This is a genomic window from Coleofasciculus chthonoplastes PCC 7420 (assembly GCF_000155555.1).
GTDB classification, from domain to species: domain Bacteria; phylum Cyanobacteriota; class Cyanobacteriia; order Cyanobacteriales; family Coleofasciculaceae; genus Coleofasciculus; species Coleofasciculus chthonoplastes_A.
In genome coordinates, this window is the sequence record NZ_DS989853.1 from 117966 (window position 1) to 142160 (window position 24195).

Genomic DNA, 24195 nt, shown 5'->3' on the forward strand with positions numbered 1-24195 from the left:
GGTAGCTAAAAAGCTATGACAACGATAACTTATTGCAAAGGCTTGCCAACTCCCGCCGATGAACTTAACCCCATCGGCTTCACCGAATTGGAGATGTTTTTAACGTCATTGTCTGATATATTCTATCAAGCAACAGTTGAAACCGTTAACCATTTATTAAATAAAGAAATAAAATTTAATCAATCCAGTTGGAATAGTCTTATGCAAGAGAAATACGGACTCAGTAAGCGTTATGCTAACGGAGTAATTGCATTAGCCAGAGGAAAAACCTCCTCAGCCAAAGAATGTAGAAAGCGCCAGATAAAGCAATTAAAATCACGAGTTCAGTCAGGGAAAGATTGGGTAGCCAGAGCCACAAAGAAAATTAATTTAGCTCGGAAGTTCTATGGAAAAAAGAACTGGCAATCCTCCAAAAATGGCTGCAACTTTCCCTTATCGTCAAACCTCAAGACGAGAAAAACTAACTGGCATCATTTGCGTCAAGGTTTGCATCAGAAAAAGCGATATATCCACCGACTTCAAAATCAAATTAAACATCTATTGAGGGCGAAAATTAGAGTAAAGGTATCCAGAGGGTCAGTCTTTATTGTTGGCTCCAAGGATGAAAGTTATGGGAATCAAACTTGTCAATGGTCTGAAGATACTATAAAGTTGACGCTTCGACTTCGCTCAGCGTCAACACCGAGCGAAGCCGAGGTGTTGAGAGTCCCGGATTGTCTAGAAGCCAAATTTGGGAAATATGTCACATCAAAAATTGGCAGCTTCTCCCGTCAGATTAATAGATTACCCAATAGTGGTGCGAAAACATGGCACTTCTATAGAAAGGAGAATCGATGGGTGGTTGCTGTTCAATTCACGCCCGCCGCGGTGGAGAAGGTTAGTAGAGAGATTCAGTATGGTGCCCTGGGTATCGATCTAAATCCTAGTTCTATCGGTTGGGCTTATGTTGATGGTCAAGGAAATTTAAAAGCTCAGGGAACTATTCCTTTTCAGACGGGTTTACCCAAAGGTAAACAAGATGCTCAACTTGTCGATGTTTGTTTGAAATTGTCCGTTTTAGCCAGGGATTTTAAGATCCCTGTTCTGTGCGAAAACTTAGATTTTTCGAGAAAAAAAGCTCAACTTAGAGAGCGAACGAAAAAATATGCTCGAATGCTTTCTGCCTGGGCATACAGTCGTTTTTATCAAATTTTGTCATCGATTTTATCCAACCGAGGAATAACTATAAAGTTTGTCAATCCAGCTTACACGAGTTTAATTGGATTGGTTAAATATAGTCGGATGTATGGACTGTCTTCTGATGTGGCAGCGGCCCTAGCAATTGCTAGAAGAGGCATGAACTGTAGAGACGCGCCATGGCGCGTCTGTACGGAGATTGCCGCGCTCTGTGTCCGCCTATCTCGGAGTGAATCCGAGAAAGCACGTATGGAGCGCTCTATATCAATTTAATAATTTTATTGGTCGATGCCCTGTAGTCAATCGTAGACACGATTACTATAGTGTCTCTAACTGGGAGCCGTTGGTTAAGGCTGATATCGAGCAACAACGCCGGGTATCAGCCAAGCGCAAGCGTTAACGGTTATCGACCAAAAGTTACACCGTGGACTTATACCAAGGCAGAATTACTGATGGGTAGGTTTGTCTAGGTTTTTAGAAGCGGTAACAAAGGCGGATTTGGTATTAAGCTGTTCGGCATTTAAACCTTAATGTCAATAATGGCGAAAGCCTTGTAGTGCGTTTAGCGAAGCCATGCCGCAGGCTTTAGCGAAGCCATGCCGCAGGCTTTGCATCTTGCTCGCTACTAATACCCAATTTAAATGCATGACAGCTTACCCAATTAATCCTAAGCCGAACTGCTACTTTCGCCCTTAACCACAGCCGCACCGATTAGATGAGCTAAACGCAACGCTTCAGGAACTTTGCCACAATCCGTTACGCGCTCTAGAACCGATGCGATAACTTGGGGATTCGCACCACAAACCTGAAAAAAGAAAGGGGGATAAGAATGAATGGTTCCAGCGCGTTGGAGGAGATGGAGACGCTGTTCAGGTTGAGGTAAACGATGAATTGCCTGTTTGACCGCTTCTACATTAGGCATACGCCGCATCAGAGACACACAGGGAAGACTCAGGCGATCGCAAAGCTGGGGCAAGTCTATCAAATTAAAGCCACCAAAACCAATACCATCCAGCAGTAAAACATGCAGTTGAGGTAAAAACTTCCGCCCAACTAATAGCTGAACAATCCTATCCGTCGCATCCCAGCCATCTCGTTCCACCTCTCCCCAAACCATCCCCTCAAAGCGCGTTCCTGCACAAACTACTCCCGCAATGGACACGTTGGCGCTGGCATGACGAGAAAACGGTGCGTCGTCAAAGCCAATGACGCGAATGACGCGATTGAGTCGCACAAGATCATCAAGTTCCATAGAGTGCCATTGAGCCAACCAATATCAATTGTACGGGTACTGCCGTTTTCTTTTGTCCGACTACTTATTAGGAATGACAAAGGACAAAGGACAAATGACTATGACCAAAGACCTCGCTTGCCATTCGGCATAATTGTTGCCCAATTCGTTTTAGCTAAAGCTAACTGTTCCTCCGTAATTTTGGCATTGGCAAGATTCGCGCCACAGAGATTTGCCCCCTTAAGATTGGCATGATTCAGATAAGCAAAACTTAAATCTGCCCCGCGTAAATCTGCCCCCTCTAAATCCGAATTGCTCAAATAAGCCCGTCCTAAATTGGCATCTCGCAAATTTGCCCGAGTTAAGCTTGCCTGACCAAAATCAGCACTGGATAAATCAGCACCTTGTAAATTAATGCGAGTTAACTTGGACTGGTAAAAAATCCCGCCAGATAAATCCGATTTTTGTAAATCCAACCCACTTAAATCATGGGAAGCAAAATCTCTCCGACCTTTCATATATGCCGTTAACACACCATTAGCATCAAGTTTTTTTGGTCTACTGGTAGCAAAACTTTGGCTCGATGGTATATTCCCTGTATGAATTTCTGTCACTGACCTAGATATAAATTGACTGCGGGGATTACTATTACCCATGGTGTTGGGAGAACCCGGACGACTACGTTCCCGCCGTTCACGACGCTTACGAATCGCCGCCGCTAACTTCTGGGTCGCCGATGAAGGAGAGGAAGGAGAACTGGGTGAGTCTACCTCTTGAACTTCGGTGGAATTGCCATTTGTATTTGTATTCGATAGCCCAGAGGTCGGCATTGCCATTCCTTGAACCAAACTATCAAAATAAGGTTCTAAGTCTAGCGCTCTGAGAATCTCTTCTGCCGTTTGATAGCGATGACGAACAGAAGCCTCCAACATTTTTTTCAACACAGTCGCAAAATGATCGCTGACTTGCACAGATTTACGCCAGACCATTTCACCGGTTGAGGGATTGTAATCTAAATCTTTTGGCGATTTTCCGGTGAGTAAATACACGCTAGTTACGCCGAGAGCATAAATGTCACTGGCATAAACGGGTCGCAATGCCATTTGTTCCGGCGGAGCAAAACCGGGAGTCCCAATGGCAAAATTTGTCAAGGCGGTTTGATCAGAGGTACTGGCAACGGCGGCTTGGTTGACTTCATCTTTAACCGCACCAAAGTCAATCAAGACCAGTTTTCGGTCTTGCTCTCGTCGAATTAAATTAGCCGGTTTGATATCCCGGTGGATCACCTCTTGGCTATGGATATATTTAATCAGGGGGAGAACTTCACTCAGAAATTGCTTGACTCCGGCTTCTGAGAGGGGACCACATTGTCTAATTTCTTGCTGTAACGTGAGTCCACTAATATACTCCTGTACCAAATAAAACTGCTGATTGTCTTGAAAAAAATCCAACAGTCGGGGAACTTGCGGATGATTGCCAATCTTGCCGAGGGTTCTGGCTTCTCGCTCAAATAGCTTTTGAGCCATTTCCAGAACCTGTGATGTGGTTGTTGCGGGACGAAGTTGTTTAATGACGCAACTGGGATTGCCAGGAAGAGACTCATCTCTGGCTAAAAACGTAGCGCCAAATCCGCCTTGACCTAGGGTTTTTAGCACACGATAGCGATTTCGCAACATAATAGGATGACCACACGCCTGACAGCTAGTGACGTGCAGCGGATTTTTGGGCTGAGGACAGTCAGGATTTAGGCAGTAGCTCATTCAGCATCACCAATGGGGCGTTTGTCCGGGCTAGGACGAAAGCTTTCTCAATTGTGATCGAAGCACCCGGCTTATCTATTAAGATCTATAGTTGACTTTAGTGGGAAACGCACCGCCGAATGCACCCTCGCTTTGGTAAGCCTTGGTAAGCAATCTTATCTATCTACAGGATATCTTAATTTACCCTGTCGTTTAGGCACAGATGCCCAAATAACGCACTGATTTGAGTCTTTTTTGGATAAAGTCTTGATAAAGATTGTCTTCTGTTTGTGAAGAATTGGTAAAGTGTGGCAAGCCGGGGAAGCAATGTAGAGACGTGCCATGGCACGTCTGGGAGCTGGGGGAGCTGGGGGAGCTGGGGAAGCAGGGGAAGCAGGGGGAGCTGGGGAAGATGGGAGACAAAATTTCTATAACCCATTACCCTATTGCATAAGACACACCGAGCGTGTTACCGAGCGAAGTCGAGGTAAGTCGAGGTGTTGCCTATTGCCTATTGCCTATTGCCTATTGCCTATTGCCTGTTCCCTGACGAATGACAAATGACGAATAACAAATCGGGTATAGTGAGATCAACAGTAACGGAACTGCATCTAAGCTGAGGTCGGTAAAAGCAAGAAATTAATGCGTATCTCTTTAAATTGGCTGCGGGAACTGGTGGATGTGACCCTAGCTCCCCAAGAAATTGCGGAAATTCTCACCAATGCTGGATTTGAGGTCGAGGATATTGAGGATCAGCGGCAGTTAGCCGATGGCGTAGTTGTGGGGAAGGTTCTGGATGTGCAACCCCACCCTAATGCCGATAAGCTGAGAGTCACTAAAGTGGATATTGGAGACGCCAATGATCCAGTCACCATTGTCTGTGGCGCGGCTAATGTCCGGGCAGAGGCTTATGTCCCTGTAGCTACGGTAGGGACTTACCTGCCCACGGTGGATTTGAAAATTCGCTCCTCGAAACTGCGGGGAGTGCGTTCGGAAGGGATGATTTGTTCCTTGGCAGAAGTTGGCTTGGAAAAAGAGTCGGAAGGAATTCACATCTTTGAGGCACAGACGCTACAAGTGGGAAGTGATGCTCGTCCTCTCCTGGGACTTACGGATGTGATCCTGGATTTGACCGCAACGGCGAATCGGGCGGATGCGTTGAGTATGGTTGGAGTGGCTCGTGAAGTCGCCGCCCTGACAGGTGCATCTTTGAACCTGCCAAAAACGCCAGAGTTGACGATTCCTCAAGGTACGGGTGGGTTGACGTTGAAAATTTCTGACCCGAAAGCTTGTCCTGCTTATATCGGTACCGTGATTGAAGGCGTGAAAATTCAACCATCGCCAACCTGGTTAAAACAGCGTTTACAAGCCGCAGGTGTGCGACCAATTAATAATGTTGTGGATATTACCAACTATATTCTGTTGGAATGGGGTCAGCCGCTCCACGCCTTTGACCGCGATCGCTTACAACAGGTAGCAGGCGGCAAATCCTTAACCATCGGCGTTCGCTTTGCTAAGGGAGAGGAATCATTAACCACTTTAGATGGTCAATCCCGCACCCTTCAATCCCAAACTCTCCTAATTACCGCCAATGATCGCCCTGTAGCGCTGGGAGGAGTGATGGGTGGTGAGGAAACCGAAGTCCATGAGGGAACAGAGAATCTGGTTCTAGAAGCCGCCCTGTTTGAACCCGTTGCCATTCGTCGTTCCGCCCGCTCTCAAAGCTTACGCACGGAAGCATCCACCCGTTACGAACGGGGTGTCAATCAAGCGGAATTAGGCATCGCGGCTAAACGAGCGATCGCGTTAATCCAGGAACTCGCCCAGGGTAAGCCGATTGTCCAAGAAGTAGCCGATACCCGCCCTGATCCAGAGAGTTGGGTGCGCTCGATTGAATTACGCCTAGAACGGGTGAATCAGGTATTAGGTCCAGTGGATTTGGGTGATGAGATTGGTGACATTCAGCCCGATGACGTTGAACGCATTCTCACGGCGTTGGGATGTCAACTGGAGTCCGTGGAATCCGACGAGGCGGTGAAATGGATCGTCACCGTTCCCCCTTACCGCTACCGAGACTTAGAACGGGAAATCGACCTGATTGAAGAAGTTGCCCGTCTCTACGGCTATGATAAGTTTTGTGAAGATTTACCCCCGAAAACTGAACCGGGTTATCTATCGATTGACCAGGTGTTAATCCGCAAGATTCGGGAAACCTTCCGTGCGGCGGGATTAACGGAATTGCTGCAATATTCTCTGGTTAAACCGGAAGAAAAAGAGGAGCAAATTAGCCTATCTAATCCTCTATTTGTGGAATATTCTACCCTGCGGACGGATTTACTCTCAGGATTAATCGAAGTCGCCCAGTACAACCTCGAACAAGGGAATGGGGTATTAAACGGGTTTGAAATTGGGCGAATTTTCTGGCGCGACGAAGACGGATTTGCCGAGGGCGATCGCGTGGCGGGAATTTTGGGTGGTGATCCCAGCCGGGGGAAATGGACGAGAGGCGGACAAGATGCGCCGATGAGTTGGTATGAAGCGAAGGGAATCATCGAAAGCTTGTTTGAACGCTTAGGATTAACCGTGGAATACCAACCCGATCGCCAGGATTCGCGCCTGCATCCAGGGCGTACCGCTTCCTTATGGATACAAGGCGATCGCTTGGGCAGATTTGGGCAACTCCATCCCCAACTTCGAGCAGAATTGAGTTTACCCGATGAAATCTATGGGTTTGAGTTAGACCTAGATGTCATGTTAAATGCTCTTGTCCAAGATGAAAACTTGACGCCGAGATTTTCCGTCTACTCGACGTTTCCAGCCGCCGACAGAGATATTGCCTTCTTTGTACCCGATACTGTCTCAGTCGCCGACATTCAACGCACCACTCAACAAGCCGCCGGAAGCCTATTGGAATCGGTGCAATTATTTGATGAATATCGCGGGGAACGAGTGCCAGAAGGACAGCGTAGTCTGGCTTTCCGGCTGATCTATCGCGCAGGCGATCGCACGCTGAAGGACAAAGAAGTGGAATCCGCCCACCAGAAGGTTCGAGACGCCTTATTAGAAAAATTTGGTGTTAGCCTGAGAAGTTAAGTTGTCATTTGTCATTTGTCATTTGTTCACAGTTGACTTGTTATGCCCAAATACGTAATGTGGGGAAGCTACTGTGAGGACGTATTAGAAAAACGCGCTCCTCATCGCCAAGCGCATCTGGATGGTTTAACTCAGCAAAAAGAATCAGGCGTATTAATCACGATTGGTCCAACCAAAGACTTGACCAAAGTGTTTGGTATTTATGAAGCTGAAGATGAAGCCACCGTGCGCCAATTGATTGAGGCTGATCCCTATTGGCAAAATGGAATTTGGACAGAGTACGATGTGAAAGAATGGATTCAGGCATTTTAGGGTAAGTAGGTGGACACAATTAAAGTTAGCGGTGGAGATTAGGTAACAGGGAACAGTAAGGGTTTGAGGCTTGTTTACATAACTTAATCTAGTTAAGTTTATTTCCACCAACCTATTTAGCCGCGACGTGAGTCCAGAAAACCCATAAAATCTTTGACAGCAGTTTCTGCTAGGATTTTCCATTGTTTTATCGGTTGACATCCTCACTTAAAACTTAGTATATGCGCTTTCCTTAGCAGGCTCCATGGCTCAACCCACAAGTTTCAGGACATAAGGTTGTATCAAGATCGCTTTGCTTTACATTTGTTCATGGGTTGATCGGGACTTCATCTGCAACCCATGGAAAGCTGAACAAAAAAATGACAAACTTGACCAGAGTAAGCAACAACTCGCCTAAACTCATTATTGGGGAGATTAAGCAAATTCTGGTAAAGGTTAGAGAACACCCTCAATTCCACCCCAAACCAAGGGAGTGAGTCTGTCTTATGGCTTTCTCCCTAGCAGAGGGGGAAGTCTTACAGGATTTGAGTGCAGGTGCATTGAATGGATAGAGGTACAAATGAGCGATCGCAACAAGTCCTACGAACAACTCATGGCAGAAGTGGCATTACTACGCCGACAAGTGATTAAACTGAAAATGACTAAAATGGCGTTTGATGCCCAACATCAGCTCATGAGAACCTTTGCCACAACCTTGCAAGCGGCGAGGGGGACACTGATGGTTAGAGCAATGTTGCAACAAATTGTGACCATTGGCACTAAGCTAACTCGTGCGGAATCCAGTAGTTTGTTCTTACTTGATGCCCATGGCGTTGTCACCGAAAGTATTCTAGCTCGTGGTGCGACGCTACGAGGACAAAAGCAACGGCTGATTGGTCAAGTATTGGATAAAGGGTTAGCGGGTTGGGTTTATCGTCACCGCAAACTTGGACTCATTACTGATACGATCGAGGACGAGCGTTGGTTGACCTTACCCAATCAACCTTACACCGTTCGCTCCGCCCTTGGCGTTCCGATTTTAATGGGTAAAGAAGTCTTAGGAATTCTCACATTAACTCACTCCCAACCCGGACATTTTAGCCCGGAATCGGCTCATCTAATGCAAATCACAGCAGAATCCATGGCATTGGTGCTTGACAATGCTCGACTCTATCATGAACGTCAGCAGCAAGAACTGGACTTAGAATTAAAGCAGGCTCAACAGAAAACAACCGCTCAATCTCGTCAAAGTGTAACTCAATCCTTCAGCGAGAAAGAATTTTCCCGAATTGGCATGTATATCCTGTTTGGGGAAGGGAATTTTCTATACGTTAATCCCAGATTAGCCGAAACTTTTGGCTATACTTTTGGAGAACTGATCTCATTAGAATCGGTTCTTGAACTCGTATGTTTAGACAATCGTAAGTTTGTTGAACAACAAATCTATAGCTGCATTCAGGGTCAAACTAAGAATCTGTACTGTCGATTCAAAGGACAGCGTAAAGATAGGAGTTTGATTAATGTGGAAGTTTATGGAAACCGAACTAAACTTTACGGTCGGTTTGTTATCATCGGGGCACTCCGCGTAATTTGACTATAATAAAAAATCGCTATGGGTTAAAACAATCTATGTAAATACAGCCTCAAATCATCATTAACCCCAGCTTTATGGTTGTTTTAAAAAAATAATAACACTTTAATAGTTGAATAAATCATGACTCAACCTCAAGCCATAAAAACTTTGCTCGAATCAGTGGCTGCTGGCGAAACAAGTCCGGCAGTTGCTTTAGATAAACTGAAACATTTTCCCTTTGAGTCCGTTAGTAACTTTGCTAAAGTTGACCATCATCGCACCTTGAGAACAGGTTTCCCAGAGGTAATATGGGGTTTAGGTAAAACACCTGACCAAATTGCTCAAATTATGGCAGCAATGCGACAACGTAATTCAGTGGTGATGGCAACTCGCATTGATCCTGATGTGTTTGCCCAACTCCAAGTTACAGTCCCTGATATCCACTATTATCCCACTGCCCGGATTTGTGCGATCGCGCCGGAAACGATTCCATCCAATTTTCCAGGAACGATAGGGATTATTTGTGCAGGAACCTCTGACTTATGGGTTGCTGAAGAAGCAGCAGTGACGGCTCAACTGTGTGGATTTCAGGTACAGCGTCTCTGGGATGTGGGTGTAGCGGGACTCCACCGCTTGCTGAGTCATCAACAGGTTATTGCTGAAGCCAATGTGCTGATTGTCGTAGCCGGGATGGAAGGAGCGTTACCTAGCGTTGTTGCGGGTTTAGCTGATTCTCCAGTTATTGCAGTTCCTACGAGCATCGGCTACGGTGCAAGTTTTGGCGGACTTGCTCCTCTTTTAACCATGCTTAATTCTTGTGCGCCAGGAGTAGGTGTTGTGAATATTGATAACGGTTTTGGTGCGGCAATTCTAGCGGGTCAAATTCTGCGGACGGCGCAGAAGTTATTGAGGGAATAGTGAACAGGGAACAGGGAACAGGGAACAGGGAACAGGGAACAAAAAAATGCGTTTACTGTTACAATTAAGGCTTTGAGTAAAAACTTGCACCAATAAACCTAAATCTTAATTAAGGAAAATTTCAAACTAATTCCTTGAACACTAAAGTTTAGCTTATCCTAATTAAAGTCTTGAATAGGTTTTCCAAAATAGAGTTTGATAGTAGGTTATTCTGATCAGTAGAGGTATCGCTAGCTGAGCCTAACTTTGACATTAACGTCATCAACCCATACCCTGTGATCTGTTCCCACACCGGATAAACTCTGATGGATGCCATCACTATATTATTATTGATTAGCGGCTTTGTTTTGTTGATCGCCGGAGCCGAAATTCTGGTACGAGGAGCATCCAAATTAGCTGTAGCGGCTGGACTTTCACCCCTAGTTGTCGGATTAACGGTTGTTGCCTATGGCACCAGCGCTCCGGAATTAGCCGTATCTGTACAGTCTAGTGCAGCGGGACAAGCAGACATTGCCATTGGTAACGTTGTTGGCAGCAACATTGCCAATATTTTGCTAATTCTAGGCAGTTCCGCCGCCGTTGCTCCGCTGATTGTCTCGCGACAGTTGGTGCGACTTGATGCGCCTGTAATGACTGGAGTATCGTTGCTGGTGTGGTTAATGGGGTGGGATGGTAAACTGAGTCGGGGGGATGGGATTTTCTTGGTTATGGGAGCGATCGCTTACACTCTATTTACCCTCTACCAAGGACGTAGGGAAAGCCAAGCCCAAGAAGACTCCTCAGAAAGCAGTAATCAGCGCTCTCGCCGAGGGATATATCAGATCTTACTCAACCTAGGCTTAATTCTTGTCGGTATAGGAATGTTGGTAGTGGGGTCAAACTACCTTATTCAAGGTTCTGTCGATATCGCCCAAGCGCTTGGAATTAGCGAATTGATTATTGGTTTAACCATTGTTGCTGCTGGAACTTCGCTACCAGAAATTGCCACGTCAGTTGCTGCGGGTATTCGAGGGGAACGGGATATTGCCGTTGGAAATGCTGTTGGCAGTAATATTTTTAATCTCCTATTGGTATTGGGGGTGTGCAGTATTGTTGCGCCTGACGGCATCGCTGTATCAATGCCTGCTTTAAATTTTGACATTCCGGTCATGATTGCTGTTGCTGTCGCTTGCTTGCCAATTTTCTTTACTGGCTATTGTATTGCTCGCTGGGAGGGAATTCTATTTCTGGCATACTATGTTGCTTATACGATGTATTTGTTTCTTAACGCCACTGAACATGATGCGTTGGAGGAATTTAGCACGATCATGCTCCTGTTTGTTATGCCGTTGACTCTCATAACACTGCTTATTCTGGCGATTCGTTCCTTCCGCAAAACTTGATACTTAACGGGAGAAGTGTTGAGCTGATCTCCTCTGCTCCCAGACGCGCCATGGCGCGTCTCTACCCTGCACCGCCGCCCGCCGCACTGCACTAGCTGCGCCAATCCGGGAATTTACCTTGAAGACAAGCCGCGATTTCCGGTGTCCACTGTTCTTCTATGGTCATTAGCCATTCCTCGAACTTATCATCTGTAGCTAAGTGTGCAGTCTGGTATTGTAATTTAAGGAAGGCTTTTTGAGTTTGGGTCAATTTGGAGGATTGGAATTGATGTAATTGTGAAGACATAACTGGAATCGAACTTAATCAATCGTTATATCAATTGTCATCCGCCACAATGCTGATCGTAAACAGCATTTTTACGGATTTTTCAAGAACATTTGTGGAGGAGTTTACAGAATTGTTGATAGGTAAAATCTCGCAACCTGTTCAACTTAATGTTTACTGTCAAGGTCAAGGCTTTCCAATTCTCTGCCTGCACGGTCATCCGGGATCGGGGCTTTGTATGTCGGTTTTTACCGACTACCTATCTCAACGATTCCAAACCTTGTCTCCTGACTTGCGAGGATATGGTCGCAGTCGTACAGTAGAAGGATTTCAAATGAGTGACCACCTAATAGATTTGGAGGATTTACTGAACCGCTTCCAGATCAATCGTTGTTTGGTACTCGGCTGGTCTTTAGGTGGGATTCTCGCTATGGAATTAGCGCTAAGGCTACCTGAGAGAGTGAGTGGTTTAATTTTGATCGCCACAGCCGCGCGACCTAGAGGAAACCATCCTGCGATCGCGTGGCAGGATAATCTCTATACTGGGATCGCTTCTATCTTGAATCGCGTCTCTCCAGGATGGCGGTGGAATATTGAAACCTTTGGCAAGCGATCGCTCTATCGCTATCTCATCCAAAACCATAGTGCAACGGCTTACCAGTATTTAGCACAGGAAGCCTTAGTCGCTTATCTCCAAACCTCTAAGGCGGCGACTGATGCCCTTAACCAAGCATTGAAAGCAAGATACAATAGACTGGCTGACCTAGAACAAATTCTATGTCCCTGTCTGGTATTAGCGGGAGAAGCGGATCGCCACATTACCGCTCAATCGAGTCAAGAAACGGCTCAACACCTACAAGAATCTGAGTGGCGTTGTTATCCTCATACAGCTCACCTGTTTCCGTGGGAAATTCCCAATCAGGTACTCCGTGATATTGATGATTGGATTCAACGCCACCCTCAAGTTGTTGATCTCAAGGGGTGACAAGAACGTTAATTTTTTCTCCCCCAGCTCCCAGACGTGCCATGGCACGTCTCTACATTGCTCCCCCAGCTTCCCAACACCTGACATGACGTTCTAGGAAAGGTTTCCACTGAACACTGGTATTTTTGCACTAACCCTTAACTCTTCCGACTCTTCGTCAAAAATCGTCAGGTTAGTCGGTTTGCAGCGCATGATATTTACAGAAATCCCTTGAGCGCCTTCATTTTGTAAATCTTCAATATATCCCCCTTGAGCTGATTCGGCTTCCTGTTTGCTGGAGAATGGACCGAAATAGTAAGTGCATTGGGGATCATCTGTGACAATTTCTACCCAAAACGCCAAGCCTAAAAATTGGAGACTGTTGATCAAAACTTCTTTCATGTTCATTACCTACGTTGATGGAATGCTATGTGGTCTTGTTAATTTCCAGTTGTTTACATTTTGTTATACTACTTTACGTTTCCTTTTTCCAAGAATTTTTGCTGAGATCATCAAGATACAGGGGATTGACCCAACGCTGACGATAGGTTTCATACAACGTCATGGCGGCGGCAACAGAAGCGTTGAGGCTAGGAGTCTTGCCATACAAGGGAATCGAAACCAACACATCACAGCAGCGTTGAGTCAAGAGACTTAGACCGCTACCTTCTGAACCAATAACTAATACTATCGATCCATTTAAGTCAACGGTGTGTAGTAGTTTACCAGCGTCAGCACAAGTCCCATAAATCCAAAACCCAGCAGTTTTCAGTTCCTCTAAGGCACGACTCAGATTGACAACTCTGGCAATGGGCAAGGTTTCTAATGCGCCGGCTGCTACTTTCATGACGGTGGAAGTAACGCCTACGGCTCGTCGTTGGGGAATCACTAAACCTTGAGCGCCCAAGGCTTCCGCCGTACGAATAATAGCACCTAAATTGTGGGGATCAGTAATCCCATCACAAACGACGATCACAGGGTATTGACTGGTGGATTTGGCAGCTTTAATTAAATCCCCTAATTCTTTGTAAGAGTAAGGTGCTACTTGAGCCGCCACACCTTGATGATTAGCCCCTTGAGTAACTTGGCTGAGGCGTCGCGAATCGACTTCATCAATCACTGTACCATTGGCTTTAGCTTGCAGCAGTAATGAGTGAAAGCGGTGATCGTAGCGTAACTGCGGCAGAATCCACACCCGATTAAGCTGACGTTGATTTTCCAGGGCGGCTAGGACAGGGTGGCGTCCATAAAGTAAGTCAACATCTTCTGACAAAGTGGACTCAGATTCCGTTGGTTCTGGCGGCGACGGTTGGGGATCATAGCGACGTTTTAGAACAGGTTTATCCGGGGAGCGTTGATCCCTGGAGAATTTACCTTTAGAGGAGGGACGGCGTTGGTCACGTTGAAACTTCCCTCGCTTTGGCTTGCTAGAGGTGTTAGAGCGGCGATCTTGATTAGCCATAATTTAATTAAATAAAGTGTGCTGATGATTTAAGGGGTATCGAGTTCCAAATAAGCCAATAACTGAGTCAGGCGTTGGGGATCAGTTAGATACAGATATCCCAGTAATGTTTCTAAGCTGGTGGCTTGTTGATAGATTTTGCGATTGAGGCGTCGTGAAGTTCCGGTCGCCGCATTCCGTCCACGTCGCAATAGTGCCAATTCGGGTTCAGTGAGATAAGGTTCGAGCGATCGCAGCGTATTCGCTTGACTTTCGGCGCGGACTTGAGCCACTACTTGATCATGATAATCACATAAACGTTTAGGGGGAAGTAAATAGTGACGGCGGATATAGAGTTCATACACAGCATCTCCCAGATAAGCCAACGCCGCCGGTGAGATTTGTTGGATTTGGCATTGGGGATCGGCAGCAGTATTCAATTGCCGAAATCGGGCTTCTGTGCCAGAAAGGGCTGAGTTATTGTCTACGCTGTTTGCCGTCTCTTCCTGCTGCTCCATAAAACTCGGACGAAATGAAAGGCAGTTTAAATGCCCGCCCCTATTTTATCGTAAAAGGCTCCAGGGCAAATAACGGGAAATCCCCTGCCAGACTGTCAGGGGATGAGTGCCACAGTTTTCCTGTGTTCAATTATTTTTTGACGTTATCCAAGGCTTCATCAACCGATGGTTGAAGTGAGAGAAATTTTTCTAGACGCACTAGCTTCACTGTTTGAGTCACACGGGCATTGGTGACAATTTGCAATTTTCCCTCAGCCGTTTGAGCCTTTTTCGCTATACGCACTAAAGCGCCTAAGCCCGAACTATCCACAAAATCGATCTTTGAGAGATCCAAAATAATATTTTTCGGTCCCTCATCGACACATTTACCAATCACCTTCCCAAACGTTGGTTCTGAGAAGGCATCTAACAATCCAGTCAGACGGAAAAGTTGATAATTACTTTTGACCTCACGAGTCCCTCTTAAGCTGACTGTCAGGTTGAGTTGCTCAGGAATAACACCCTCCTAGCTGTACTTACACTAAACGATTCAACATGGGTTGGTGATTTACCAGCGATTAAGCTATTCGATAGTATAGCGAGAAGTTTACGGATCATCCACATAGAGCATGGTGGGCATGGAAATAACCCACCTTCTACCCCTTGCCTTCTACCTTCTGCAAGTAGGGGCTTCAAGTAGGGGTTTTGTGCGATCGCATGGATTCGACAAACTGATCAAACAAGTAGTCGGCATCATGAGGACCCGGACTCGCTTCTGGATGGTACTGCACCGAGAAAAATGGTAGCGTTTTATGACGCAATCCTGCCACAGTCCGGTCATTCAGGTTGAGGTGCGTAATTTCCACATCCGCCCCTAAGGACTCAGAATTAATAGCAAATCCATGGTTTTGGCTGGTAATTTCTACCCGTTGCTTTAACCCAGCCGGGTGATTTAGCCCACGATGTCCAAATTTTAGCTTAAAGGTTTCAGCACCCATGGAAAGACCTAAGATCTGGTGTCCCATGCAGATGCCAAACAGGGGTTTTTCCTGTGCTAACAAGGCTTTGGTCGTTTCAATCCCGTCCCTCACCGCCGCTGGATCACCCGGTCCGTTGGAGAGGAAAATTCCATCGGGGTTGTACTTGAGAATGTCTTCCGGGGACGTATCCGCAGGTACTACGATCACGCGACAACCATAGCTGGCTAAACGCCGCAGAATATTGCGTTTGATGCCAAAATCGATCGCCACTACCGTTAAGGGTTCACCCGCCGCCGATTCTGCCGAGGGACGAAACTCCCAATGATTATCCGTGGTTTCAGACCACTCGTAAACCGCTTTGGTGGTCACTTCCTGCACCAGATTTAACCCTGCCATATTCGGCGCGGCTTGCACTTGTTCCAGCAATTCGTCCGGATCAAGAATTTCTGTGGAAATACCGCCATTCATTGCCCCGGTTGAGCGCAGTTTGCGAGTCAGCGCCCTGGTATCAATCCCGTAAATTCCGGGAATCTTGTGTTCCTTGAGGTAATCGGGGAAAGACTGGGTTGATCGCCAATTACTGGGACGCCAACAAATGTTTCGGGCGATCGCGCCCCGGATCTGAGGATGGGTTGATTCTTCATCCTCTGGGTTAACCCCCGTGTTTCCCAGTTCGGGATAGGTGAACGTGACAATCTGACCACAGTAGCTGGGATCGGTTGCCACTTCTTGATACCCTGTCATGGCGGTGTTAAAGACAACTTCTCCAATCGCCGTACCTGAAGCGCCGAAAGACCAACCCGGGTAGGATGTTCCATCCGCTAGTACCAGAAGCGCTGGTGTAGCTGCTGAAATAGGCATAAGCAGTGTGTTGTTAATGGTTGGTTGATTTTTATTCTAAGAGTAAGATAACTCGAATACTCAACTGAGGCGCTATTATCCCATGGCAATGGAAATACTGGCGAGGATGGGTAGCAGCGATCGTGAAAATTCCCCCGACTGAATCAGTCTGGGGGAAGGAAGCTATGAGGAAATTTGAAGGGAAATAAGCATTACTAGGGCGTCGATTTCACCTGGATGGTTGAAATGTTAACCGCCTTCACCGTAATGCCACCTACACCAAACGGTTAATGAATGGATGGAGGTTACTAGAGTGTGACTTTTATAATCGTGGATTGCCCACCGCCTGAGCAAGATCAGTTGTCGTCTGCCTTCGGATCAGTAAAATTGATCTTGATTTTTTAGCCATCATGAGATAAGAGGTAAAGGCTAAATCATCCGTCATAATAAAAATAAATCGCTCAACATATTCGCGGGAATCCTCGCCCTCAACTCTCGTAGGGCGAGGAGGGATAGCGGGATGCCGGAATAATGGAGGCATCCCATTTTTTACGCTACACATAAGCCGTTATTTCTCTTAATTAACTCGACTTTGCTAGGAGCAAACTGCCCAATCCGTTTCCAGGTATAGTCACAAACAGAGATATTTTTGGTCTTTTTGGTATCGGTAAACCCGCCAACGTAACCGATGTAGATTTTTCCGGCTTTCTCTGCTCTAACCAAATCACCGATCCTTAGACCAAACGGAGTGATTGTCCCGCCCTTACGTTTCCTTTTCCCTGACTTATCCGGTACTTCAAAGTGTAATTGACGGCGGAAAAAGCCATACTCTTTTCCCCGCTTCACCGCACCAGGGCGGGTGATGATTTTAAACGGAGAGGAAGTGACGTTAACGCTACCCCTGTGGGTGTAACCGTATGAGTTAGAGCCAGTGAACGGGACATATCTGACAAAATACCCGCAAGCCAACGTCACCCCATCAACTGCATGGGTTTCCGGTTTGGCTATGGACTTGTTAATCTTGTCCTTCTCTAACCCTAGCTGGGTTCGGAGTTGGGATGTACCGTTCCCATCCTTTTGCCAACCTTCGCGGACATAGACGGGGGCGATTGTTTCCATTTGGGATATTGCCCAATTCTGACCTGTCATCACTGGGGAGAAGCCCTTGCCCGATTTGGCACGTTTGCGTTTGGTCTGATCTACATCAGCCTTGACCCGCTCATAACCAATCGCCGTCACCGGGAAGATAGCCGCTAATTCCATAACTGTCCGCAACTCCAGTTGCCGTGAGGCTTTAATGGATGGGGGAAGTTTACACTGTTTGCGGTTATCGAACTTGCATTGCCGATGGTTCCGTTGCTTGAATGGAACATCCCGGTTAATCCGCCGTCCCCGCCGTCCCCGTCGTAACATGGCACGGGTTTCCATCCGTTTCTTCACCCGTCCAAACGGGAGGATAAGGTGTAGTTGTAGCAGAGTGCATTTAGCCGACTGAACACCGACACCGGAGTAAGACTTGCCCGGATCGACTCCAACGGTAATGGGCTGCACTTCCTCAGCCGATGATGATCTGGTGAGTTGGACGTAATAGACTCCTAGGTCTGACCATTTTCCCACTGCTCTACCAACATTCACCCACCGTCTAGCCCTGGATGGTTTGGTGGGCATTAAAGGTTTTCCTTCTTTACTGACTACTGGAACACGATTCATAGATATAATCCACTCGTGTAAATGTTTACGTCTCTTAAGGCATTGATAGGGGTGTGTCCTGGAATTACCCAGTGCCTAGAGATTCCTAGACCTACATAGAGTCCGAACTAGAGAAACGTTCGGAAGTGATTATCCCCTACCAACTCATGCCCTATTCATGACTTCCTGGCAAGTTCCCTCTGCCAATCCCTAACCTCAACGAAGTAGGTTAGGGTTAACTAACAGTCCGTAAAATAATTAGGCAATGTCTAGTTTAACCCCCCAAGAAGCAGCTACTCTACTAGGTGTGACGGTCTTGCACGTTGCACCGATGGGAACTCAACGGCTCTCATACGAGCTTCTCGGACGGCTGGTGGTCATCGTCGATACGATATTGCTGACTTAATTGGTAATAAATCGGGTAACGCATTAACCGTTGGTTATGCTAGAGTATCTAGTCATGACCAAAAAGACGATCTAAATAGACAGGTTTTAGTATTGGAAAGCTACTGTGCCAAACAGGGATGGGAATTTGAGATTATTCAAGATCTCGGTAGTGGCATGAACTACAAAAAGAAAGGATTGATTAGATTAATCAAGTTAATTACCAGTTACCAAGTAGAAAGGTTGGTCTTAACGCATAAGGATAGACTCCTGAGATTTGGTTCGGATTTGATTTTCACATTATGTGAGAGTTTTGGCACCGAGGTAATAATTATCAACCGTTCTGATGATAGTACATTCGAGGAAGACTTGGCAGCCGATGTATTAGAAATTATCACAGTATTTTCCGCTCGTCTATATGGAAGTCGAAGCCATAAGAACAAAAAAATAGTGGATGAACTGAGGGAGGTAGCTAAAAAGCTATGACAACGATAACTTATTGCAAAGGCTTGCCAACTCCCGCCGATGAACTTAACCCCATCGGCTTCACCGAATTGGAGATGTTTTTAACGTCATTGTCTGATATATTCTATCAAGCAACAGTTGAAACAGTTAACCATTTATTAAACAAAGAAGTTAAATTTAATCAATCCAGTTGGAATAGTCTTATGCAAGATAAATACGGAATTAGTAAGCGTTATGCTAACGGAGTAATTGCATTAGCCAAAGGAAAAACTGCCTCAGCTACATATTGTAGAAAGCGCCAGATAAAGCAATTAGAATCACGAGTTAAGTCAGCGAAATCTTGGGTAGCCAAAGCCACAAAGAAAATTAAGTTGGCTCGGAAGTTCTATGGAAAAAAGAACTGGCAATCCTCCAAAAATGGCTGCAATTTTCCCTTGTCGTCAAACCTCAAGACAAGAAAAACTAACTGGCATCATCTGCGTCAAGGTCGGCATCAGAAAAAGCGATATATCTACCGACTTCAAAATCAAATTAAACATTTGAAATCGGCGAAAATTAGAGTAAAGGTATCCAGAGGGTCAGTATTTATTGTTGGCTCCAAGGATGAAAGTTATGGGAATCAAACTTGTCAATGGTCTGGAGATACGCTCAAATTGACGCTTCGACTTCGCTCAGCGTCAACACCGAGCGAAGCCGAGGTGTTGAGAGTTCCCGATTGTCTGGAAGCCAAATTTGGGAAATATGTCACATCAAAAATTGGCAGCTTCTCCCGTCAGATTAATAGATTACCCAATAGTGGTGCGAAAACATGGCACTTCTATAGAAAGGATAATCGTTGGGTTGTCTCTGTTCAATTCACGCCCGCCGCGGTGGAGAAAGTTAGCCGAGCAATTAAGTATGGTGCCTTGGGTATCGATCTAAATCCTAGTTCTATCGGTTGGGCTTATGTTGATGGTCAAGGAAATTTAAAAGCTCAGGGAACTATTCCTTTTCAGACGGGTTTACCCAAAGGTAAACAAGATGCTCAAATTGTCGATGTTTGTTTGAAATTGGCAGCTTTAGCCAGGAATTTTGCCTGCCCCGTTCTGTGCGAAAGCTTGGATTTTTCCACCAAGAAAGCTCAATTAAGAGAGCGTGGGAAAAAATATGCTAGAATGCTTTCTGCCTGGGCATACAGTCGTTTTTATCAGATTTTGTCATCGATTTTATCCAACCGAGGAATAACTATAAAGTTGTGCAATCCAGCTTACACGAGTTTGATAGGCTGTGTTAAATATAGTCGGATGTATGGACTATCATCTGATGTGGCAGCTGCCCTAGCAATTGCTAGAAGAGGCATGAAGTATAGCGAGAGATTGCCGCGCTCTGTGTCCGCCTATCTCGGAGTGAATCCGAGAAAGCACGTATGGAGCGCTCTACATCAATTTAATAATTTTATTGGTCGATGCCCTGTAGTCAATCGTAGACACGATTACTATAGCGTCTCTAACTGGGAGCCGTTGGTTAAGGCTGATATCGAGCAACAATGCCGGGTATCAGCCAAGCGCAAGCGTTAACGGTTATCGACCAAAAGTTACACCGTGGACTTATACCAAGGCAGAATTACTGATGGGTAGGTTTGTCTAGGTTTTTAGAAGCGGTTCATGAAGAGCTTTTTGAGCCTATGTCATCTTGCGATCGCGTCGTCATTCTGTTTATTTCTGGCACCTTAGCCTTAACCACAGGGGCTTGTAGCCGTTTGGAGTCCTCAGGGCGTATGGAGGATTCCTCGCAACCCATTGTTACCTCGACAACGCCCAGGGTTTCCCCTCAACCCTCGACACCTCCGGAATCGGCAGAAACTGAGACACAGCCAACTGCGACAGAACTTTATAAACAAGCGCTAGATGCTGCCTATAGTGCGGCGACGATTAGTCAATCGGCTCAATCGTTTGATGATTGGCAGTTAGTGATCAGCCGTTGGCAAGAGGCGATCGCGCTTTTAGAATCAGTGTCATCGTCTAGTCCCAACTATGCGATCGCGCAATCGAAAATCACTGAATATAAACGCAATCTTAACATTGCCCAACAACAAGCCACTCGTCCTCGTCTCCCTGATCCTGAACCCCTCAGTGTCGCCACCAAAACAGTTACGAAATCCCCGGATTCCTCAGACACAGATCAGGCAAATCCGGCGACATCCGAGAACCCGTTACCGGGAAATAGAGAAACTGCCAAAATCGTTAAAGCGCCAATCAAGCAGCGAATTGGTCAAACCCCCGTGATTGAAGTAACCTTTAATGGCGAACAGACCTTTAACATGGTTGTTGATACAGGGGCAAGTGGTACAGTCATTACTCAAGTCATGGCGCAGCGTCTGGGTGTAGTTCCAGAGGGTGAAATTACTGCCGATACAGCTAGTGCTAAGGGGGTTAAATTTGCCATTGGTCAAGTTAAATCTATCGCTGTCGGAGAAGCCGTTCAACAGAATATAAAAGTCGCGATTGGGGGTGTGGATTTAGAGGTAGGATTATTGGGTCAAGACTTCTATAGTCACTATGATGTGGTAATTCGAGAAAATGTTGTCGAATTTCACCACCGTTAAGAATAAACCTCTAGCTTTTGAGCTTAATCCTTGCTTCTATTATGTCCGCCTTATTGGTATAAACGTGTTACCTAGTACCCAACAGTTGAGGTAATTTTGTCAGGTCTACATTGCCACCGCTAATAATCACGCCGATTCGCTTTCCGGGTGCGGTGATTTGTCCTTCGAGTAAAGCAGCGGCGGCGAGTGTGCCTGTGGGTTCAACGACAATTTTTAGGCGTTCCCATAAGAAGGTGAGGGTGCGACGAATGGCATCTTCGGAGACAGTGATCATGTCATCGACGTAATTGAGGACTAAGGGAAAGGTAAACTGACCCAAAGATGGGGTACGAGCGCCATCAGCAATGGTATCTGGGTTATGGCATTTATGGAGGGTTTTGCTGTAAAAAGAGCGGGTAGCATCATCAGCGCGTTCGGGTTCGACGCCAATCACTCGGCAATTAGGGAATAAGGTTTTGGCGGTAATCGCACAGCCGGAGAGTAAACCACCGCCACCACAACAGACGAGTAAGATATCCAGTTGACCGATTTGTTCAATCAGTTCTTTGGCAACGGTACCTTGTCCGGCGATAATATCAGGGTGGTCGTAGGGTGGGATAATCGTCAGATGTCGTTCGGCGGCTAGTTTTTTGGCGAGTTCCTCTCGGATGGTTTCTGCTGGTTCATAGAGGATCACTTCAGCGCCATAACCACGAGTTGCCGCTAGCTTGACATCTGGGGCATTTTCTGGCATGACAATGGTTGTCGGAATGTTGAGCAATTGACAGGATAGGGCGATCGCTTGGGCGTGGTTTCCGGATGAGTAGGTGATTACACCCCTTTGTTTCTGGGCAGTTGAGAGTTGAGATAGGGCGTTAAATGCACCACGAAATTTAAAGGAACCTGTGCGTTGGAAGTTCTCACATTTGAAGAAGGCTTGAGCTTGGGTACGTTGGTTGACGGTGGTGGAGGTGAGAACGGGTGTAATATGAGCGTGGGTTCTCAAGCGCTTAACAGCGGCTTCGATGTCGGTGTAGGTAACGGGTAATGTTTTATTGTTCATTATCAATCAAGACAGCCAGTTGAGTAAATCCTCACGGGTATTAAAATCCCACAGTGCTTCTCCTAAACGTTCTAAATCTGGGGGCGTCAAGGCTTTAATTGATGCGATCGCGTCAGCAGGTATTTCTCCAAAACGACGCTCAATCTGTCGCAATAGTAAAGCTCTTTCGCCTTTTGTGATTCCCTCTATTATTCCCTCTTCTATTCCTTCCCTTTTGGCTAGACTCAATTCCCCTCGCCTGTCCTCCAATAATATTTCTTCTTTTTGGATTTCTTCCAACTCTTCAACACTCAAACTAGCTTGATTCGCTATAGTTAGGGCTTTTTCAATTTGGGGTACTTCTCTCAGGTTTTCAGGAATGATTTCTAAGTTAGACGTTTCTTTGATAAAGTAGATCCACTTATCGATTACTGTCTCCAACTCTTCCAGCTTCTTCGTGAATTTTGGGAGTTCCACAAACACTAGCTTTAACTCATGCTCCTGATAGGCAAAGTGTTCGACGGCTTCTTGAAAGTAAAAACAGTTAATTACTTTTTCCGTTGATGAGAATAATTTAAAGTCAGTGATGGTTAAAGCAATGACCGGATTTAGATAAGAATATCCCTGTCCCGACTTGACCTGATTGGTGTAGGTTTTACACAAGTTATAAATGACTCGTTTTTGAAAGGCTTCAACATTCCAAAGTTGCATTTCAATAATTACAGTTGTTTGATCGGCTAATACTGCCTTAACATCCAGATAACTATCTTTTAAATCGACCACATTGCCAGGATTATAGGGTTCGATAATTTCTAAGTCCTGGATGACGTAATTACCGCAGTATATCATGGCATTGAGGAAGGAAATTAGAATGTCCTTACTCTCGTTTGAGCCAAAGATTTTCTTGAACGCAAAGTCAGTTTTTGGACTGATGAATCTCATCGGTTTAGCCCGGTTTTGCTGAGTTGTTTGTTAAGGTATTTATTTTGAGGATAACTCAATTCATGGGAATTGACTGGTTTTGGATGGGTTGAGTCCTACTTTATTTCTAATGATCTCTAATTTTTGGGGGAGTAAGGCGTTGTTCTATAGCGTTTTTCAATTGGGTGAGGTACAATAACAGCAGTGTGTAAACCAGTTGATAAAATCTTGTTCTGTCACCTGACTATAAGCTTGAACTAGGGCTTCTTCTAAAGCTTGATAAGTTCTAGCTCCCCAAGAGCGAAGACACGATTTTACTTTTGACCAAAAATTTTCAATTGGGGAAAAATCGGGGGAGTAGGGCGGTAGATATATAATCTCTGCTCCCGCTTCTCGAACCGCTTTGGCGATAGCTTCTCCTTTATGAGTGCTATAGTTATCTAACCAGACAACTGCTCCTTCCCAAAGTTCTGGAACAAGTTTTTGAATGATAAAGGCTTCAAACGTTAAACCGTCAATTCCCCCGACTAAGTTGATTGAAGTCACAACTTTTTTAAGAGATATAGCTCCAATAACTGAAACATTTTGACCCCGCTTGTTGGGCTTACTTCCTCTAGCTCTGTTTAAGCAGCTTCTGAATGAAACTGAGGGCTACTGAAAACTTGTTCGCAAGCTGGCGCTGTGAGATAGGAGTGCTTTCGTAAGTCTCCAGGATTTTTTGACGAAAAATGGTCGAATAAG

At 45.7% G+C, this 24195-nt stretch carries 21 protein-coding genes and 3 pseudogenes; 11 read left to right on the plus strand and 13 right to left on the minus strand.

Translation table 11 applies throughout. The features are described 5' to 3' along the window. Positions 1-15: 15 nt before the first annotated feature. Positions 16-1576, plus strand: a pseudogene (locus MC7420_RS18690) (hypothetical protein). Positions 1577-1843: 267 nt separating this feature from the next. Here MC7420_RS18690 and MC7420_RS18695 read toward each other — a convergent pair. The 3 genes from MC7420_RS18695 to MC7420_RS39960 all read right to left on the minus strand — a co-directional run bounded on the left by MC7420_RS18695 (position 1844) and on the right by MC7420_RS39960 (position 4490). Continuing rightward, a complete protein-coding gene (locus MC7420_RS18695; RefSeq protein WP_006102172.1) occupies positions 1844-2428 on the minus strand; it encodes an endonuclease dU in 585 nt (194 codons plus the stop codon). Positions 2429-2526: 98 nt separating this feature from the next. After that, entirely contained in the window at positions 2527-4167 is a 1641-nt protein-coding gene (locus tag MC7420_RS18700; protein ID WP_006102275.1) for a serine/threonine-protein kinase, read from the minus strand. Positions 4168-4322: 155 nt separating this feature from the next. After that, positions 4323-4490 (minus strand): hypothetical protein, encoded by a 168-nt coding sequence (locus MC7420_RS39960; RefSeq protein WP_157453224.1) that lies wholly within the window; start codon positions 4488-4490, stop codon positions 4323-4325. Here MC7420_RS39960 and MC7420_RS38230 point away from each other — a divergent pair. The 6 genes from MC7420_RS38230 (at position 4489) to MC7420_RS18725 (ending at position 11403) form a co-directional block, all read left to right on the plus strand. Continuing rightward, positions 4489-4710, plus strand: coding sequence for a hypothetical protein (locus tag MC7420_RS38230; protein ID WP_006102123.1), 222 nt, complete (start codon positions 4489-4491; stop codon positions 4708-4710). The genes MC7420_RS39960 and MC7420_RS38230 overlap by 2 nt on opposite strands. Positions 4711-4788: 78 nt before the next feature. Further along, positions 4789-7239: a phenylalanine--tRNA ligase subunit beta gene (gene pheT, locus MC7420_RS18705; RefSeq protein WP_006102249.1), complete on the plus strand. Its 2451-nt coding sequence runs from the start codon at positions 4789-4791 to the stop codon at positions 7237-7239. 42 nt (positions 7240-7281) lie between these two features. Then, a complete protein-coding gene (locus MC7420_RS18710) occupies positions 7282-7551 on the plus strand; it encodes a YciI family protein (RefSeq protein ID WP_071777233.1) in 270 nt (89 codons plus the stop codon). Positions 7552-8110: 559 nt separating this feature from the next. Further along, positions 8111-9124, plus strand: coding sequence for a GAF domain-containing protein (locus MC7420_RS18715; RefSeq protein WP_006102212.1), 1014 nt, complete (start codon positions 8111-8113; stop codon positions 9122-9124). A 120-nt stretch (positions 9125-9244) separates the two neighbouring features. After that, the gene (gene larB, locus MC7420_RS18720) at positions 9245-10021 is read left to right on the plus strand and encodes a nickel pincer cofactor biosynthesis protein LarB (protein ID WP_006102191.1); all 777 of its coding nucleotides are present in this window, start codon (positions 9245-9247) and stop codon (positions 10019-10021) included. A gap of 305 nt (positions 10022-10326) precedes the next feature. Continuing rightward, entirely contained in the window at positions 10327-11403 is a 1077-nt protein-coding gene (locus MC7420_RS18725) for a calcium/sodium antiporter (protein ID WP_006102254.1), read from the plus strand. A 91-nt stretch (positions 11404-11494) separates the two neighbouring features. Here MC7420_RS18725 and MC7420_RS18730 read toward each other — a convergent pair whose 3' ends face one another. Next, positions 11495-11689, minus strand: coding sequence for a hypothetical protein (locus MC7420_RS18730; RefSeq protein WP_006102340.1), 195 nt, complete (start codon positions 11687-11689; stop codon positions 11495-11497). 49 nt (positions 11690-11738) lie between these two features. Between MC7420_RS18730 and MC7420_RS18735 the strand changes: the two genes are divergently transcribed. Beyond that, entirely contained in the window at positions 11739-12653 is a 915-nt protein-coding gene (locus tag MC7420_RS18735) for an alpha/beta fold hydrolase (RefSeq protein WP_083799080.1), read from the plus strand. Between the two features lie 93 nt (positions 12654-12746). Here the strand turns inward: MC7420_RS18735 and MC7420_RS18740 are convergent, their stop codons facing one another. The 6 genes from MC7420_RS18740 to MC7420_RS18770 all read right to left on the minus strand — a co-directional run bounded on the left by MC7420_RS18740 (position 12747) and on the right by MC7420_RS18770 (position 18100). Further along, complete coding sequence (locus MC7420_RS18740; protein WP_044208151.1) at positions 12747-13034, minus strand: DUF1816 domain-containing protein; 288 nt, start codon at positions 13032-13034, stop codon at positions 12747-12749. Between the two features lie 73 nt (positions 13035-13107). After that, positions 13108-14094 (minus strand): 23S rRNA (guanosine(2251)-2'-O)-methyltransferase RlmB, encoded by a 987-nt coding sequence (rlmB, locus tag MC7420_RS18745; protein ID WP_006102171.1) that lies wholly within the window; start codon positions 14092-14094, stop codon positions 13108-13110. A 29-nt stretch (positions 14095-14123) separates the two neighbouring features. Beyond that, positions 14124-14591 carry a Mini-ribonuclease 3 gene (locus MC7420_RS18750; RefSeq protein ID WP_006102210.1) on the minus strand — a complete coding sequence of 156 codons (468 nt, stop codon included), beginning with the start codon at positions 14589-14591 and terminating at the stop codon, positions 14124-14126. 130 nt (positions 14592-14721) lie between these two features. Next, entirely contained in the window at positions 14722-15087 is a 366-nt protein-coding gene (locus MC7420_RS18755) for an STAS domain-containing protein (protein WP_071777234.1), read from the minus strand. Positions 15088-15262: 175 nt separating this feature from the next. Then, positions 15263-16411: a glutamine-hydrolyzing carbamoyl-phosphate synthase small subunit gene (gene carA, locus MC7420_RS18760; protein ID WP_006102225.1), complete on the minus strand. Its 1149-nt coding sequence runs from the start codon at positions 16409-16411 to the stop codon at positions 15263-15265. 528 nt (positions 16412-16939) lie between these two features. Beyond that, complete coding sequence (locus MC7420_RS18770) at positions 16940-18100, minus strand: RRXRR domain-containing protein (RefSeq protein WP_044208160.1); 1161 nt, start codon at positions 18098-18100, stop codon at positions 16940-16942. Between the two features lie 244 nt (positions 18101-18344). Between MC7420_RS18770 and MC7420_RS18775 the strand changes: the two are divergent. From MC7420_RS18775 to MC7420_RS18785, 3 genes and pseudogenes are all read left to right on the plus strand, one after another. Further along, positions 18345-18949 (plus strand): annotated as a pseudogene (locus MC7420_RS18775) (IS607 family transposase). Further along, entirely contained in the window at positions 18946-20484 is a 1539-nt protein-coding gene (locus tag MC7420_RS18780; protein WP_006102273.1) for an IS200/IS605 family element transposase accessory protein TnpB, read from the plus strand. The pseudogene MC7420_RS18775 and the gene MC7420_RS18780 overlap by 4 nt, the downstream one beginning before the upstream one ends. 107 nt (positions 20485-20591) lie before the next feature. After that, positions 20592-21512, plus strand: coding sequence for a retropepsin-like aspartic protease family protein (locus MC7420_RS18785; protein ID WP_006102296.1), 921 nt, complete (start codon positions 20592-20594; stop codon positions 21510-21512). 67 nt (positions 21513-21579) lie between these two features. Here the strand turns inward: MC7420_RS18785 and MC7420_RS18790 are convergent, their stop codons facing one another. The 3 genes and pseudogenes from MC7420_RS18790 to MC7420_RS18800 all read right to left on the minus strand — a co-directional run. Next, positions 21580-22554: a threo-3-hydroxy-L-aspartate ammonia-lyase gene (locus MC7420_RS18790; RefSeq protein ID WP_006102143.1), complete on the minus strand. Its 975-nt coding sequence runs from the start codon at positions 22552-22554 to the stop codon at positions 21580-21582. Between the two features lie 6 nt (positions 22555-22560). Continuing rightward, positions 22561-23475: an Rpn family recombination-promoting nuclease/putative transposase gene (locus tag MC7420_RS18795; protein ID WP_006102183.1), complete on the minus strand. Its 915-nt coding sequence runs from the start codon at positions 23473-23475 to the stop codon at positions 22561-22563. A gap of 156 nt (positions 23476-23631) precedes the next feature. Then, positions 23632-24060, minus strand: a pseudogene (locus MC7420_RS18800) (transposase); the annotation flags it as partial. Positions 24061-24195 lie beyond the last annotated feature (135 nt).